The organism is Caldicoprobacter faecalis, from assembly GCF_900115765.1.
Taxonomy (GTDB): domain Bacteria; phylum Bacillota; class Clostridia; order Caldicoprobacterales; family Caldicoprobacteraceae; genus Caldicoprobacter; species Caldicoprobacter oshimai.
On record NZ_FOXR01000001.1, the window covers coordinates 56,421 to 71,895 of the forward strand.

The 15,475-nt window shown below is 49.5% G+C and carries 14 protein-coding genes; all 14 read left to right on the plus strand.

Annotated elements, in window-relative coordinates; translation table 11 throughout:
- The first annotated feature begins 5 nt into the window (after nucleotides 1–5).
- Nucleotides 6–572 carry a ribosome recycling factor gene (gene frr / locus BM241_RS00330; protein WP_051456290.1) on the plus strand — a complete coding sequence of 189 codons (567 nt, stop codon included), beginning with the start codon at nucleotides 6–8 and terminating at the stop codon, nucleotides 570–572.
- Nucleotides 573–800 carry a PASTA domain-containing protein gene (locus BM241_RS00335; RefSeq protein ID WP_025746622.1) on the plus strand — a complete coding sequence of 76 codons (228 nt, stop codon included), beginning with the start codon at nucleotides 573–575 and terminating at the stop codon, nucleotides 798–800. It begins immediately after the preceding gene.
- A gap of 41 nt (nucleotides 801–841) precedes the next feature.
- Nucleotides 842–1,618: an isoprenyl transferase gene (locus BM241_RS00340; RefSeq protein ID WP_025746623.1), complete on the plus strand. Its 777-nt coding sequence runs from the start codon at nucleotides 842–844 to the stop codon at nucleotides 1,616–1,618.
- A gap of 15 nt (nucleotides 1,619–1,633) precedes the next feature.
- On the plus strand, nucleotides 1,634–2,443 hold the full coding sequence (locus BM241_RS00345; RefSeq protein WP_035145903.1) for a phosphatidate cytidylyltransferase: 810 nt from the start codon (nucleotides 1,634–1,636) through the stop codon (nucleotides 2,441–2,443).
- Between the two features lie 74 nt (nucleotides 2,444–2,517).
- A complete protein-coding gene (locus tag BM241_RS00350) occupies nucleotides 2,518–3,657 on the plus strand; it encodes a 1-deoxy-D-xylulose-5-phosphate reductoisomerase (protein ID WP_035145906.1) in 1,140 nt (379 codons plus the stop codon).
- A gap of 19 nt (nucleotides 3,658–3,676) precedes the next feature.
- Complete coding sequence (gene rseP / locus BM241_RS00355) at nucleotides 3,677–4,702, plus strand: RIP metalloprotease RseP (RefSeq protein WP_025746625.1); 1,026 nt, start codon at nucleotides 3,677–3,679, stop codon at nucleotides 4,700–4,702.
- A 53-nt stretch (nucleotides 4,703–4,755) separates the two neighbouring features.
- Complete coding sequence (ispG, locus tag BM241_RS00360; protein WP_025746626.1) at nucleotides 4,756–5,829, plus strand: flavodoxin-dependent (E)-4-hydroxy-3-methylbut-2-enyl-diphosphate synthase; 1,074 nt, start codon at nucleotides 4,756–4,758, stop codon at nucleotides 5,827–5,829.
- Nucleotides 5,826–6,464 carry a glycosyltransferase family 2 protein gene (locus tag BM241_RS00365; protein WP_025746627.1) on the plus strand — a complete coding sequence of 213 codons (639 nt, stop codon included), beginning with the start codon at nucleotides 5,826–5,828 and terminating at the stop codon, nucleotides 6,462–6,464. The genes ispG and BM241_RS00365 overlap by 4 nt, the downstream gene beginning before the upstream one ends.
- Nucleotides 6,465–6,518: 54 nt before the next feature.
- Complete coding sequence (locus BM241_RS00370) at nucleotides 6,519–10,820, plus strand: PolC-type DNA polymerase III (RefSeq protein WP_092281791.1); 4,302 nt, start codon at nucleotides 6,519–6,521, stop codon at nucleotides 10,818–10,820.
- Between the two features lie 155 nt (nucleotides 10,821–10,975).
- Complete coding sequence (gene rimP, locus BM241_RS00375; RefSeq protein ID WP_025746629.1) at nucleotides 10,976–11,437, plus strand: ribosome maturation factor RimP; 462 nt, start codon at nucleotides 10,976–10,978, stop codon at nucleotides 11,435–11,437.
- A 16-nt stretch (nucleotides 11,438–11,453) separates the two neighbouring features.
- Entirely contained in the window at nucleotides 11,454–12,494 is a 1,041-nt protein-coding gene (nusA, locus tag BM241_RS00380; RefSeq protein WP_025746630.1) for a transcription termination factor NusA, read from the plus strand.
- A 29-nt stretch (nucleotides 12,495–12,523) separates the two neighbouring features.
- Entirely contained in the window at nucleotides 12,524–12,805 is a 282-nt protein-coding gene (gene rnpM, locus BM241_RS00385; protein ID WP_025746631.1) for an RNase P modulator RnpM, read from the plus strand.
- A complete protein-coding gene (locus BM241_RS00390) occupies nucleotides 12,789–13,121 on the plus strand; it encodes a L7Ae/L30e/S12e/Gadd45 family ribosomal protein (protein ID WP_025746632.1) in 333 nt (110 codons plus the stop codon). The genes rnpM and BM241_RS00390 overlap by 17 nt, the downstream gene beginning before the upstream one ends.
- Nucleotides 13,122–13,128: 7 nt before the next feature.
- Nucleotides 13,129–15,462: a translation initiation factor IF-2 gene (infB, locus tag BM241_RS00395; protein WP_092281792.1), complete on the plus strand. Its 2,334-nt coding sequence runs from the start codon at nucleotides 13,129–13,131 to the stop codon at nucleotides 15,460–15,462.
- Nucleotides 15,463–15,475: the final 13 nt, after the last annotated feature.

A 15,475-nucleotide genomic window follows, 5' to 3' on the forward strand; every position in this document is an offset into this window, starting at 1 on the left:
ATGGTATGAATCCCAGTATTAAAGATGTACATGACCAAGCCAGCTCTAAGATGGCCAAATCGGTGGAAGTATTGAAAAAGGAGCTAGTAGGGATACGGGCAGGTCGAGCCAATCCAAAGATTCTCGAGCGCATAGTGGTGGACTACTATGGCGTACCTACTCCCATCAATCAGCTTGGAAATATCACGGCACCCGAACCTCGAATGCTGGTCATATCGCTGTGGGATACCAAGATGATACCTGCTGTGGAAAAAGAGATATTGAAGTCGGATTTGGGGGTCACGCCTAGCAACGACGGCAAGGTTATACGCCTTATATTTCCCGAGTTGACTGAAGAGCGCAGGAAGGAACTGGTTAAACTCGTTAGAAAGTACGGCGAAGAGGCCAAAATAGCTGTACGCTCGATAAGGCGCGAGGCAAATGAACAGCTCAAGAAAATGAAGAAGAACGCTGAGATAAGCGAGGACGACTTAAAGAGCGGCGAGGACATGATTCAGAAGCTGACTGATCAATACGTAAAGAAGATCGACGAGATAGTCAAGGAAAAGGAACAGGAGATCATGGAGGTATAGATGGGCGTACCTGATTTGGTAGGGTTAAATCTTCAGGATGCACTTCAGATTCTGGAGGAAAGCGGCCTGTGTGCTACTCCCAGGATAGTGAGGTATTTCCCACCAGCATCGAAAGGCCTTGAACAGGGCTGCAATGTGGAGGAGAGGGTTATTCGCCAAAGGATTGTGGAAAATGGGCAGATTGAGCTGGTTGTTTCCTCTTTTAAGGACTGCCCTCGTGATTTTTAATCATTACAGCTTGTGTAAGAGGAGGAAGGATAAGGCATTAAATGTTTACAAGTAAAAGGAATACCAATGAAGCGGATCTATCTGCCTTGATGGAGCAGGTAAAGAGCAAGCCGCTCCCGCAGCATGTGGCCATAATCATGGATGGGAACGGCAGATGGGCCACCAAGCGGGGACTCCCTCGGGTGGCGGGTCACAGGCAGGGTGTGGAAGCTCTCAGAGAGGTAATAAAGACCAGCGACGAGCTGGGGATAAAGTATCTGACGCTGTATGCCTTTTCGACTGAAAACTGGAAAAGGCCTGCCTCGGAAATTGATGCTTTAATGTCGTTGCTGGTGGAGTATTTGAGAAGGGAAATCAGGGAACTTAATTCAAACAATGTCAAAATCTCCGTATTGGGACAGGTTGAGGCGTTTCCCACTGTTGCTCAGAGGGAAATCGCCAAGGCGGTAGAGCTTACAAAGAACAATACCGGATTGAACGTGAATATAGCCCTGAACTACGGCGGAAGGGCCGAGATCGTGCGAGCGGCTAAAGCCATAGCAAGGGATGTGTTGGACAAGAAGATCTCAATAGATGACATCGACGAACGGCTTTTCAGCAGCTACCTGTACACAGCAAATATCCCTGATCCCGACCTTTTGATCCGGACCAGCGGAGAATTCAGGTTGAGCAATTTTTTGCTGTATCAGGTTGCATATACCGAATTGGTGTTCACAGCGCCCGATGTTCTCTGGCCAGATTTTGATAAGAAGGCCTACCTAGAAGCGATTATGGAGTATCAGGGGCGTCAACGGCGGTATGGCGGCCTTGATGTATGAGAGGGCGGATTGTAAATGCTGATCTTAAGAATAGCCAGCGCAGCAATAGGCATTGCGTATTTGATATTGGCCTTTTACGTAGGAGGCTGGTTTTTAGACCTGTCGGTCTTGGTCATATCATTGATCGGGATGCACGAGTTCTATACCGCTGTGCGCCACCGAGGATACAATCCCCTTTCCTGGGTAGGCTATTTGTTTATTTCGCTGCTGTTTTGGTTTATCACCCTGTATTCAAATGACTCTCATACTATTTTGTTAGGTGCCCTTCTGGCTGCTTTTTTTTGTCTATTCCTTACAGTGGTATTTCCGCGCTTGAATTTCTTGGATGCTTGTTTGACGGTTTTTGGATGTATATACCCTGGCATGGCCTTTATGTATTTGATCTTATTATATGATGCTGATACGTATGGTAAATATTTGCTGATATTTACTCTGTTTGCCACATGGGCTACAGATACGTTTGCATATTTCACCGGGCTTGCGCTGGGGAAGAATAAGCTGTGTCCAAGGATCAGCCCTAAAAAAACCGTTGAAGGTAGCATAGGTGGCATTTTAGGGAGCCTGATAATAGGCATTTTAGTAGGGATGGTTTTCACTCATTTTTATAAGGTTGAGATAGGATACCTTCATTATGCCATCATCAGCCTGCTGTGTGGTATAACATCGCAGATGGGGGATTTATCGGCCTCTAGCATCAAGAGGTTTTGCAATATAAAGGATTTTGGGCGTATTATGCCAGGGCATGGCGGAATACTGGATCGATTTGACAGCATTATATTTACTGTGCCGATTGTGTACTTATATTATCTTCTATTCTTAAATTAAATCGTCTACATTTACATAATGTATGCATTTATGGTAAACCTTAAGAGTACAGAAGGGATAGATGGAGGTCAAAGATGAAGAAGAGAATCGCAATACTGGGTTCGACCGGATCTATAGGCCAGCAAGCGCTGAATGTAATATATCAATATGCCGAGAATTTCGAAGTTGTTGCGTTGACCACCAACCGAAACGTTGAGTTGTTGGCACAGCAGGTGAAGGCATTCCATCCTTCTTATGTTGGGATAGTGGATACTGAGAGCGCTAGGGAGTTTGGAAATTACGGTTTGAGCGATACAGAGGTTATATCTGGGAAAGACTGCCTGGTTAAACTTGCCACCTTGCCGGAGGTGGACTTGGTCCTGGTGGCGGTAGTGGGGATTGCGGGATTGGAGCCAACTATAGCAGCTCTAGAGGCTGGCAAAAACGTTGCGCTGGCAAACAAGGAGTCACTGGTGGCCGGTGGCCATCTTGTAATGGAGGCCGCTCGAAAGTCGGGGAGTAGAATCATACCGGTGGACAGCGAGCATTCAGCCATATTTCAGTGCATGGCCGGCTGCGATGACCCAAGAAGGATAAACAGGGTATACCTTACAGCTTCGGGAGGGCCGTTTAGAAATTACACAAAGGAAGACCTGCGGCACGTTACAGTTAATGAAGCGTTGAATCATCCTAACTGGAAGATGGGCAAAAAGGTTACCATAGACAGCGCTACGCTGATGAACAAGGGGCTTGAGGTGATAGAGGCTCATTGGTTGTTTGGCCTATCCATAGAGCAGATTAAGGTGGTCATCCATCCTCAGAGCATTGTACACTCGATGGTGGAGTATATCGATGGCAGCATAATAGCTCAGATGGGCAAGACCGACATGCGCCTGCCCATACTGTATGCCTTATCCTGGCCCGAGCGGCTCGAGTCTACCATTGGGGGGTTAGACCTTGCCGCTATGGAACCTCTTACCTTTGAGATGCCCGATTTTGATAGGTTCCCCTGCCTTGCACTGGCCTATAAAGCGCTGGAAATAGGGGGTACCATGCCTGCTGTATTGAACGCTGCCGATGAGGTAGCTGTCGAGAAATTCCTCAAGGGTGAAATCTCCTTCATGGAAATCCCTGTAATGATAGAACAGGCCATGAAGTCCCATAAGGCCATTCAAAACCCTGACCTCAATACCATTTTGAGGGTGGACCACAGCATACGCAGACAATTGATGTAAAAAAAGAGGTAGGTGGAGTATGTTAACATTAGTGGTTGCTCTAATCTTCTTTGGAATTCTCATCATGGTCCACGAGCTGGGCCATTTTTTGGCTGGACGCCTGGTGGGCATACATGCTGAGGAATTCTCCATTGGGATGGGACCTAAACTGTTTGGCTTTTCCAGGAAAGGCACGCAATTTTCGGTAAGGGCCCTGCCAATAGGTGGGTATGTGAAATTTCTCGGCGAAGATGAAAAGTCGGACGATCCGCGGGCCTTCAATAATGCCAGCCTGTGGAAGCGTATGGCGGTCATAGTCTCAGGGCCCGCCATGAATATACTGCTGGCCGTGGTGCTCCTGACCGTGTTTTATATGAGCTACGGTATATATGAGGTGGTACCCGAGATTTTAGAAGTGGTAGAAGACAGCCCGGCCGACAGGGCAGGGCTCATGCCGGGCGACAGGATCATCCAGGTAGACGGCGTATCGGTGGAGGGCCTTCAAGCACAGGAAGCAGTTGAAGCTATACGTAATGCCATAAGGCAAAAAGGTGGTAATGAGCTAGAAATAGTCGTGCGCAGAGATGGGGAAAATATAAGCGTGAAGCTGGTACCAGAGTACAGCGAGCAAAGCGATTCGTATGTGATAGGGATAGTTTTTGGGCGGATTAGGCGTTACGGCCTGATGCCATCCATAGGCCTGGCTTTTAATCAGGCAGGAAGGATAATGTTCTTAATGGTGGATATGCTGAGGGCTCTCATATTCAGGGGCCAGGGGCTAAATGAGGTCATGGGTCCTGTAGGCATTGTAGGCGAGATAGGCAAGGCTGTTCAAGCCGGGATGCAGCAGCTTTTGAGCCTGGCGGTAATCATAACCTTGAACCTGGGGATTATAAACCTGATTCCCTTCCCTGCGCTGGACGGCGGGCGACTTGCGCTGCTTTTGATTGAAGGGGTAAGAGGTAAACCCCTTGAGCCCGAGAAGGAAGGGTTCATCCACTTCATAGGATTTGTGGTGCTCATACTCCTTATGGTATTGGTGACCTATCAGGACATAATGAGATGAGCCAGGGATTGCGCGTGTATTATATCCAACTATTGTTTTGGCGGTGAAAGATCATGGAAAGGCGTAAGACCAGAAAAGTGAAGGTAGGAAGGATTGAGATAGGGGGAGATGCCCCCATTTCGGTGCAGTCCATGACCAATACTGATACCAGGGATGTGGATGCCACCATAAAACAGGTGCTTGAACTGGAAGCGGCCGGGTGTGACATAGTGAGGCTGGCCGTGTTTGATGAGGCGTGTGCCCATACCATCGAGGAGATCAAGAAGGTCACCGACATCCCCCTGGTTGCCGACATACACTTCGACTACCGCTTAGCGCTTGCTGCCATCGAAAAGGGCGTCGATAAGCTGAGGATCAATCCGGGCAATATAGGTGGTTACAGCGAGGTGCAGAAAGTGGTTTCGGCCGCCAGGGAAAGAGGCATACCCATACGGATTGGCGTAAACTCTGGGTCCTTGAGCAGAGAGATACTGGACAGATACGGCAATACGCCGCAAGCCATGGTGGAAAGCGCTCTGGAACACGTTGCCATACTGGAAAAACTGGGATACGAGAATATCGTGATCTCGCTCAAGGCTTCCAGCGTTATGAAGACCATAGAGGCTTACCGCCTGATGAGCCAGCGGGTGGATTATCCGCTACACCTTGGAGTTACAGAGGCAGGGACCACCTTTTCGGGAACCATAAAGTCGGCCATCGGGATTGGCACCTTGCTGGCCGAGGGCATCGGCGATACCTTGAGGGTCTCACTTACAGCCTCGCCGATTGAAGAGGTAAGGGTGGGGCGCGAGATATTGAAGGCCCTTGGGCTGAGGGCATACGGCATCGAGATAATATCGTGCCCCACCTGTGGGCGGTGCAATATCGACTTGATACGCCTGGCTGAAAGGCTGCAGGAGGAACTTGAAGGGATCGATTATCCCCTGAAGGTGGCGGTAATGGGGTGCGTGGTCAACGGCCCGGGTGAAGCACGGGAGGCCGATATAGGGATTGCTGGAGGCAAGGGGAAAGTGGCCCTGTTCAAGAAAGGCAAGGTGGTGAGCACCGTTCCCGAGGATAAGGCTTTGGAGGTGCTCATATCGGAAATACGCAATATGATAGGCGATAAGGAGAAAAGTTCGCAATGAGCGTATCGGTCATAATACCGGCATATAACGAGGAAAAGCACATAGGAGAGGTCCTTGCCGCCGTCAAAGCCGTCAAAGATGTCGGCGAGGTTGTCGATATAATAGTGGTAAACGATGATTCCACCGACAGGACGGCTGAGGTAGCTTACAGCTTTGGGGTAAAGGTGATCGAGCTGCCCCGAAATATGGGCAAGGGGTGTGCCATGAAGGTAGGGCTCGATAACACCTCTGCTTCGGTGGTGCTGTTTTTGGATGCTGACCTGGTAGGGATACAGCCCCATCATGTACGGGCGCTTCTGGCGCCGGTGTACCATGGAGCTGCTGACATGGCTCTGGGAGTGTTTTGCTCGGGCAGAGGTGTGACCGACCTTGCACAGAGGCTGACGCCATTTTTGACAGGGCAACGGGCCGTTAAAAGATGGGTGCTGGATATGTTAAATGAGGACGTATGGAACACGGGCTACGGCATAGAGATGGTACTGACGCGCTATGCGCGTAAATATAACTTAAAGGTTATAGAGGTTCCGCTATATGGCGTAACCCATGCTATGAAGGAGGAAAAGATGGGCGTCATGCGCGGCATGGCGGCGCGCGTGAAGATGTACTGGGAGATTGCAAGACAGTTCAAGATGTAGCCCCTGCCGAATAATATGAAAGATGTAATGGGCACTTTAAAGGGGGGAAATCGTATGGCTAACGAGAGCGCAAAAGCGTTCCCTCTAGTAAAGATAGTTGACGATAAGTATTCCAAGTGGCTGGACAACCTCAGCCTGGTTAAGACGATAGTATATAGAAATCAAAGAAAATGGGATATATATGTAAATGCCGACTCTTTTGTTGACCCTGAGAGGATACACATGCTCGAACAGCACATCAAAGAAAAGTTTCCCGAGCTGGAACAGGTGAGATTGAAGGTACTGTACAGGGATAACGGCATGGAAATATTAAACCGCCATTTTTCTCATTTTTGGAAGGCCATTGTTGAATCGATGAAGGATGACCTTCCCTCTTTGAACGGATGGATAGACCATTGCACCCCCCATCTATCGCCTAATGGGCTCAGGCTTTTGATCAATCATCCCATAGCCTTTGAGCTGTTCAGGATAAAGAAGATAGACCAGTACATAAGGAAATGGATGCTGGAGACGTTTAACCAGCACATAAAAGTTAGCATTGAGCTGGTAGATGATGAGCAGGATTGGCTGGATGAGGAGTATTTTGTTGAAAGGGAGAAAGAGGACTTCCTTTTGGTTCAGGAAGCGGTACGGGTAAATGAGTCGTGTTCCAAATCCTCAGAGCAGCAGGATGAGGAGAATGAGGCAAAAGATAAGGAAGCTGTTATCCTGGGCAAAGCCATAAAGGATTCCCCAGTGCCAATATCACAAATCCAGGATGGCGTTGAGGCAGTCACCATCGAGGGCGAGGTGTTTGACCTTGAAAAAAGGGAGCTTAAAGGGGAGAGGGTGCTCTTCTGCCTGGACGTCACCGATTATACCGATTCGATTACTGTGAAGGTGTTCTGTCCAAAAAATAAGGTTTCTGATGTGGAAGGCAGCATACAGAGCGGATGCTGGGTACGGATAAAGGGCAACTGCCGGTATGATCCGTTTCAGAGGGAGGATATACTTCAGGCCAGCGATATCATGCTGGTTTCTCCCAAGCAAAGGCAGGATACTTCTCTGGAAAAGAGGGTTGAACTTCATCTGCATACCCAGATGAGCGCCATGGACGCCGTTTCCCCAGTGACGGCGCTGGTACAGCGCGCTGCACAGTGGGGGCATCCGGCCATTGCCATCACCGACCATGGCGTGGTACAGGCATTTCCAGAGGCCCACGAGGCCGGGCAACAATACGGTATAAAGGTCATATACGGTGTAGAGGCCTATCTCATTAACGATTGCAAACCCATAGTCATAAACGCCAATGACAGGGATTTTAACCAACCATTTGTGGTTGTGGACATAGAGACCACCGGGCTTAATCCCAGAAAAGATGAGATTACCGAGATCGGGGCCGTCAAGATAGTGGGCAGGGAGATCGTGGATACTTTTAGCTGTTTTATAAATCCCGGAAAGCCAATACCTCATGAAATAGTAGAGCTTACCGGCATTACCGACGATATGGTAAGGGATGCGCCTACCATTGAGGAGGTTTTGCCAAGGCTGCTTGAATTCTTCGGCGACGCAGTGCTTGTGGCTCACAACGCTCCGTTCGACTTCGGATTTATTAAAGAGAAATGCAGGCGCATAGGTGCAAGGATAGCCAATCCCATTCTGGATACCCTGTCGCTATGCCGGGAAGTATTTAAGGACCTCAAGCGCTACAGCCTGGACGCGGTCGCCCAGCACCTCAACATACCCCAGCAGCGACACCATCGGGCGCTAGACGACGCCAGAACGGCAGCGGCCATACTGATACATATGCTGAGCATTCTGGAGGAAAAGGGAGCGGGCAAGCTGTGCCACATCAACACGCTGTTCAGCCATGCTAGCAATTTAAACAGCCTTGAAAGCTACCACGCTGTCATACTGGCCCAGACGCAGGAAGGATTGATCAACCTTTACAAGCTTATTACCAAGTCTCATCTGGATTATTTCTATCGTAAGCCGCGCATTCCAAAAAGCGTGCTCATGAGTCACCGCGAAGGGCTCATAGTAGGTTCGGGATGCGAGGCCGGAGAGCTTTATCAGGCAATATTGAATGGTGCTCCTGATGAAGAGCTCAGGGATATAGCGCTTTTCTATGATTATCTTGAGATACAGCCGCTGGGCAACAATGAACATTTAATCCGCGAGGGAAAGGTGAAGGATATCGATGCCTTGAAGGAGATCAACAGGAAGATAATAGAGCTGGGGGAAAAGCTCAACAAGCCAGTGGTCGCTACAGGGGATGTGCACTTCCTTGACCCGCACGATGAGTACTACAGGCGTATACTGATGAGCTGCCAGGGCTATGAGGATGCTGAGCAGCAGGCATCGCTGTACTTTAAGACCACCGACGAGATGCTGGAGGAGTTTGGGTATCTGGGCCAGGACAAGGCAAAGGAGGTCGTGATATACGCGCCGCGGGCCATTGCCGACAGCATCGAGGACATAAAGCCCATACCCGATGAGCTCTACACGCCAGAGATTCCAGGCGCTGAGGAAGACATCCGGAATATGGCTATAAACAATGCCAAAGCTATATACGGCGATCCTCTTCCTCCCATTGTGGAGGAACGCCTGAACAAAGAGTTAAACGCCATAATAAAAAATGGCTATGCGGTGCTGTACTGGATTGCGCACAAGCTGGTCAAAAAGTCGCTGGAAGATGGTTACCTGGTAGGCTCCCGTGGTTCGGTAGGGTCCTCCTTTGTGGCTACCATGACTGGCATTACAGAGGTAAATCCCCTGCCGCCACACTATGTGTGCCCAGCCTGCAAGCATTCAGATTTCGACGTGGATATCTCTAAATATGGGTGCGGCGTTGACCTTCCTGATAAAAACTGTCCCGTGTGCGGTACCCCCTATAGAAAAGAAGGTTTTGACATTCCTTTCGAGGTGTTCTTGGGCTTTGACGGTGATAAGGTGCCCGATATCGACCTCAACTTTTCAGGCGAGTACCAGTCCACGGCGCACAAGTACGCTGAAGAGCTGTTGGGGCGGGGAAATGTTTTCAGGGCGGGTACCATAGCCACCGTCGCTGAAAAGACGGCGTTTGGGTTCGTCAAGAAATACCTTGAGGAGCACAACAAGGTAGCAAGGAGTGCAGAGATAAAGCGCCTGGTTAGAGGATGTACCGGCGTAAAGCGCACCACAGGCCAGCATCCCGGTGGGGTTATGGTAGTGCCCAACAAGTACGATGTCCATCAGTTCACGCCGCTTCAGTATCCAGCCGATGACAGGGAATCGGGGGTCATTACTACCCATTTTGATTACAACTCCATAAGCAGCAGGCTGGTCAAACTGGACATACTAGGCCACGATGACCCAACCGTCATACGCATGCTGGAGGATATAACCGGTATAAACGCAAAAAGTATTCCCATTGGCGAGGAGAGGACCATGAGGATATTCTCCAGCACTGAACCGCTGGGGCTCTCGCCCGAAGATATAAACTGTGAGGTGGGTACCTTCGGCATACCCGAGTTCGGTACGCGGTTTGTCAGGCAGATGCTCACTGAGACCAGGCCCAAGACCTTTTCTGAGCTGGTAAGAATAAGCGGGCTTTCCCACGGCACCGATGTGTGGCTTAACAACGCTCAGGATTTAATAAGGAACGGAATAGCCCAACTTTCGGAGGTCATCTCGGCCAGGGACGACATAATGGTGTACCTCATGTACAAAGGGGTTGAACCTATACTGTCGTTTAAGATAATGGAGAACGTGCGCAAAGGTAAGGGGTTAACCCCCGAGCAGGAGCAGAAGATGAGGGAGAACAACGTACCAGAATGGTATATTGAGTCGTGCAAAAAGATAAAATACATGTTTCCAAAGGCGCACGCGGTGGCCTATGTGATCATGGCATTCAGGATTGCTTACTTCAAGGTGTACTACCCCGAGGCTTTTTATGCCACATACTTTACAGTCAGGGCCGATGACTTTGACGTCGATACCATATTAAAAGGAAGAGAGGCCATTGCACGCAAGATCAAGGAAATGGACTCAAAGGGCAATGCCCTGAGCGTAAAGGAGAAGAACTCTCTTTCAGTGCTTGAGGTGGCACTTGAAATGTACGCCAGAGGGATAAAGCTGCTCCCAGTTGACCTGTATAAATCCGATGCGGTAAAGTTTCTTGTGACGCCCGAGGGCATAAGGATGCCGTTTAATGCCTTGCCAGGCGTGGGAGTAAGCGCTGCAACCAGCATTGCCGAGGCCAGAAAAGCCGGCAAATTCGTGTCGGTAGAGGATTTCCGTGAAAGGACCAAGGTCTCCAAAGCAGTCATTGAAATACTAAAAAATTACGGCTGTCTCAATGACCTGCCTGAGACCAGTCAAATTTCGTTTTTTTAAGTTGCATTTGTTAGAGCGTGGTGATATAATAAATTTGGTTTACCATAGCTTGTTTGTGTGGTAGAGTGGGGAAACCCACTCTTTCGTTGTTATTGATTAAAATGTGCGATTAGGAAAGATTAATAATATGAAAATTTCATTTTGGAGGTTATAATATGGCACATAACAAGGTTGAGCAAGTGGTGGAGGAGCTTGCGCGTCCCATCCTCGAAGAGCTCAATTATGAGCTCGTGGACATCGAGTACAAAAAAGAGGGTGGGAGCTGGTTTTTGAGGTTTTACCTTGATAAGCCCGGCGGGATCACGCTGGATGACTGTCAGATATTCAGCGAACGGATCAGCGAACTGCTGGACCAGGTTGATCCCATTCCGCACCGCTATTACTTAGAGGTGTCTTCGCCCGGGCTTGACAGGCCGCTCAAAAGGGATGAGGATTTTAAGCGCTATAAGGGACACAGGGTTCATGTGAAGCTGTACAAATCTGTCAATGGCGAGAAGAACTATTATGGCGAACTGGTAGGGCTTGAAAACGGCAACATAGTCATCCAGGATGGGGAATGTACCTACTCGTTCCCGCGTGAGAATGTTGCCATGGTGCGGCTGGTTGTAAATATCTAGTGAAGGAGGAGTATTTATGAATGCCGAATTTTTGGAGGCCATTGAACAGATAGGCAAGGAAAAAGGTATTGATGCCGATGTATTGTTCGAGGCCATCAATGCCGCTTTGGTATCAGCCTACAAGAAAAACTTCGGAACAGCGCAAAATGTGCGCATTGATATAGATAGGGCAAGCGGCCAGGTCAAGGTCTTTGCACTTAAAAAGGTGGTGGAAAAGGCCACCAACAAAAACCTCGAAATTGACCTGGAAGAGGCCAAGAAGATCAATCCTAATTACCAGCTCAATGACGTCGTTGAAGTAGAGGTGACCCCCAAAAACTTTGGCAGAATTGCCGCACAAAACGCCAAGCAGGTGGTCATACAGCGGATTCGTGAAGCTGAGAGAGCGGTACTGTATCAAAAGTTCCTTGAAAAGGAAAACGAGATAGTGGCGGGGATTGTGCAGAGAATAGAGAAAAAGACGGTGTTTGTAGACCTTGACCGTGCCGAAGGCATACTCCCTCCGAACGAGCAGATGCCCAATGAGGAGTATCACGTCAACGACAGAATACGGGTGTACATCCTTGAAGTTAAGAAGACCACCAAGGGGCCACAGATCATCGTATCGCGCACCCATCCCGGCCTGATCAAGAGGTTGTTTGAGCGCGAGGTGCCCGAGATCGTACGTGGTGAGGTGATCATAAAGGCTATAGCAAGGGAGGCCGGTTCCAGGACCAAGATTGCGGTGCATTCCACTGTGCCGGGGGTTGACCCTGTAGGTGCTTGCGTTGGGCAGAGGGGGATGCGGGTTCAGCACGTGCTGGACGAGCTCAAGGGCGAAAAGATAGATATCGTGAAATGGAGCAGCGATCCTGCGGAGTTCATTGCAAATGCCTTGAGTCCTGCCAAGGTACAAAGCGTAACCATAGATGAAAAAGAGAAGGCGGCCAGGGTTGTGGTTCCTGACCACCAGCTTTCTTTGGCTATAGGCAAGGAAGGCCAGAACGCCAGGCTTGCTGCCAAGTTGACTGGCTGGAAGATCGATATAAAGAGTGAGTCACAGGTAGATAAGCTTTAGGGCTTGCCAGTTTGAAAGGGGGATAGCCGGTGAGGAAGAAAAAGATACCCATGAGGATGTGCGTGGGATGCAGGGAATCAAAGCCAAAGCAGGAGCTTATACGGGTGGTCAGGAGCCCTGAAGGGGAGATCCACATAGATCTGAAGGGCAAGGCTCCAGGTAGAGGCGCTTACCTCTGCTATAACATCGAGTGCCTGGAAAAGGCTATAAAACACAAATCGCTGGAGCGCGCTCTTGATGAAAAAATCGGTGAAGAAGTGTATCAATCTTTGAGAGGTGAGCTGAGCAAAGCCCATGAATCAAAATCTTAAAAATTTTTACCAGCTACTGGGATTATCCTTGAGGGCGGGTAAGCTAGTGGTAGGCGAGACATTATGCCAAAAAGCGATAAGAATGCGAAAGGCGAAGCTGGTGATAATAAGCGAGGAGGCTTCGCCCAACACTTTAAAAAAATTTGTAAACATGTGTAAGTATTACAAAACGGATTACGTAGTAGTGGGAAGCAAAGAAATGCTGGGCAGGGCTGTGGGAAAAGGGAGTAGAACGGTTCTGGCAGTCACTGATGAAGGACTGAAAGAGGCGTTGCTTAAGCAGTTACAAAATTCAGAAATGCCGGTGCGGGGGTGATATATGAATGTCAGATATAAACGTGTACGTTACAACCAAAAAGGTAAGAAAAAACGCTGAGTCCCTGCTTGACAAGATAAAAGCGCTCAACAAGGATATCGACGATTATTTAAATAAGATAAAGGATATGGAGAACGCTTTGCAGCAGCAGGCAAAGGAAATGGAGGAAAGAAAGAAGGCTGAGGCATTGAAAGCCGAGAAGTCCAGGCAGAGCCAGCAGGAGGGCGACAGCAGAAAGTCCAGGCGCAGACAAGAAGAAAATCAGGCTGTTCATGAAGGCAAATCATCCAGAAAGCGACGTCCGAAGCCAAAGGACAAGCCAGCAAAGAACGTGATAGACGAATTCTTCTCTCAATCGGCAGTTGCTCAAAGCAAAGACAAAAAGGCAGATGTTGTCAAAGGTAAAGAAGAAGGTTTTTCCAAGCCCTTTACCGATGGAGGGAAGGCCAAGGCGCAAAAAACCAAGAAGGACTACTGGGAAGAGGAGCATCCTTCGGTTTACAATAAGCTTTTGAGAGAGAAGGAGAAAAAGAGTAAGAATGCGCAGCAGGCTGCTCAGCAGAAAGCTCCTGCCACTGCCGAGAGGAAGAAGGCTATTACCATAGGGGATAGGATAACGGTAAAGGAGCTTTCCGAGACCATCGGCATCCAGGTTGCCGAGATTATAAAACACCTTATGAAGTTGGGCGTCTTGGCTACAATAAATCAGGAGCTGGATTACGATACAGCTGCGCTGGTGGCCAGTGAGTTTGGCATCGAGCTGGAGAAAAAGCCCACTGTATCCTTTGAGGAAATGCTGGTGCAGGAAGACGTGGAGGACGACCCTGCAAGCTTACAGGAACGGCCACCGGTGGTTACAGTCATGGGCCACGTTGACCACGGCAAGACATCGCTCCTGGATGCCATACGCAACTCCCGCGTGACCGAACAGGAGGCCGGTGGGATTACGCAGCATATCGGCGCCTACATGGTGGAGGTCAACGGGAAATACATTACATTTATAGATACGCCCGGTCACGAAGCCTTTACCTCTATGAGAGCACGGGGCGCCAAGGTTACCGATATAGCCGTATTGGTGGTAGCGGCCGATGATGGCGTTATGCCTCAGACCATAGAGGCCATCAACCACGCCAGAGAAGCCAACGTGCCTATAATAGTGGCCATTAATAAAATCGATCTGCCAACTGCCAATCCTGAGCGCGTAAAGCGCGAGTTGGCAGAACAAGGGCTGCTGGTTGAGGAGTGGGGCGGTGATACCATAGCAGTGCCCGTATCTGCCTTCAAGAAACAGGGGATTGACAGCTTGCTGGAGATGATCCTGCTTGTGGCCGAGATGCAGGAACTCAAAGCCAATCCCAACAGGCTTGCAAAGGGTACCATCATTGAGGCAAAGCTGGATAAAGGGCGCGGGCCGGTTGCCACGGTGCTGGTTCAAAACGGAACCCTCCACGTCGGGGATGCAATCGTAGCAGGGACGACGTACGGCCGTGTGAGAGCCATGATGGACCACAATGGCAGAAGGCTGGAAAGCGCGGGGCCATCTGTGCCGGTTGAGGTGCTCGGGTTCTCCGATGTGCCCGAAGCCGGAGATATAATGTATGCAGTGGAGGACGACAAGCTGGCAAGACAGGTGGCCGAGGAACGCAAGGAGAAGCTGAAGGAGGCAAGCGCCCGTTCTACTCTCAAAGCGTCATTGGATGACCTATTTAACCAGATTGAACAGGGTGAGCTGAAAGAGCTAAAGCTCATCATCAAAGCCGATGTTCAGGGGACGACTGAAGCCGTTAAACAGGCGCTTGAACGCCTTTCAACTGAGAAGGTGCGCATAAGGACCATACACAGCGGTGTGGGCGCCATCACCGAGTCGGACGTGATGCTGGCATCGGCGTCTAACGCGATAATCATCGGATTTAATGTGCGGCCGCCAAGCAGCGTAATGGAGCTGGCCGAAAAGGAGAAGATCGATATAAGGCTGTATCGAGTGATATATGACGCCATTGAAGACGTGAAGGCTGCCATAAAAGGTATGTTTGAGCCGACTTACAAGGAAGTGGTGCTTGGGCATGCGGAGGTGCGAACCACCTTCAGGATATCCGGGGTTGGCACAGTTGCTGGTTGCTATGTGACAGACGGAAAAATAATGAGAAATGCACAGGTGCGCATTATAAGGGATGGCATAGTAATCCACGAGGGGCAGATAGCCTCGCTCAAGCGGTTCAAGGATGACGTCAGGGAAGTGGCAGCCGGTTACGAATGCGGGGTAGGTATAAGCAACTTCAACGATATAAAGGAAGGCGATATCATTGAAGCCTTTACTCAGGAAGAAGTCCAAAATGAATGAAATAAGCGGGTGA

Excerpts from the sequence above, each read along its gene's own strand:
- frr (WP_051456290.1), top strand. The coding sequence starts at position 6 with ATGAATCCCAGTATTAAAGATGTACATGACCAAGCCAGCTCTAAGATG.
- BM241_RS00335 (WP_025746622.1), top strand. The coding sequence starts at position 573 with ATGGGCGTACCTGATTTGGTAGGGTTAAATCTTCAGGATGCACTTCAG.
- BM241_RS00340 (WP_025746623.1), top strand. The coding sequence starts at position 842 with ATGTTTACAAGTAAAAGGAATACCAATGAAGCGGATCTATCTGCCTTG.
- BM241_RS00345 (WP_035145903.1), top strand. The coding sequence starts at position 1,634 with ATGCTGATCTTAAGAATAGCCAGCGCAGCAATAGGCATTGCGTATTTG.
- BM241_RS00350 (WP_035145906.1), top strand. The coding sequence starts at position 2,518 with ATGAAGAAGAGAATCGCAATACTGGGTTCGACCGGATCTATAGGCCAG.
- rseP (WP_025746625.1), top strand. The coding sequence starts at position 3,677 with ATGTTAACATTAGTGGTTGCTCTAATCTTCTTTGGAATTCTCATCATG.
- ispG (WP_025746626.1), top strand. The coding sequence starts at position 4,756 with ATGGAAAGGCGTAAGACCAGAAAAGTGAAGGTAGGAAGGATTGAGATA.
- BM241_RS00365 (WP_025746627.1), top strand. The coding sequence starts at position 5,826 with ATGAGCGTATCGGTCATAATACCGGCATATAACGAGGAAAAGCACATA.
- BM241_RS00370 (WP_092281791.1), top strand. The coding sequence starts at position 6,519 with ATGGCTAACGAGAGCGCAAAAGCGTTCCCTCTAGTAAAGATAGTTGAC.
- rimP (WP_025746629.1), top strand. The coding sequence starts at position 10,976 with ATGGCACATAACAAGGTTGAGCAAGTGGTGGAGGAGCTTGCGCGTCCC.
- nusA (WP_025746630.1), top strand. The coding sequence starts at position 11,454 with ATGAATGCCGAATTTTTGGAGGCCATTGAACAGATAGGCAAGGAAAAA.
- BM241_RS00390 (WP_025746632.1), top strand. The coding sequence starts at position 12,789 with ATGAATCAAAATCTTAAAAATTTTTACCAGCTACTGGGATTATCCTTG.
- infB (WP_092281792.1), top strand. The coding sequence starts at position 13,129 with ATGTCAGATATAAACGTGTACGTTACAACCAAAAAGGTAAGAAAAAAC.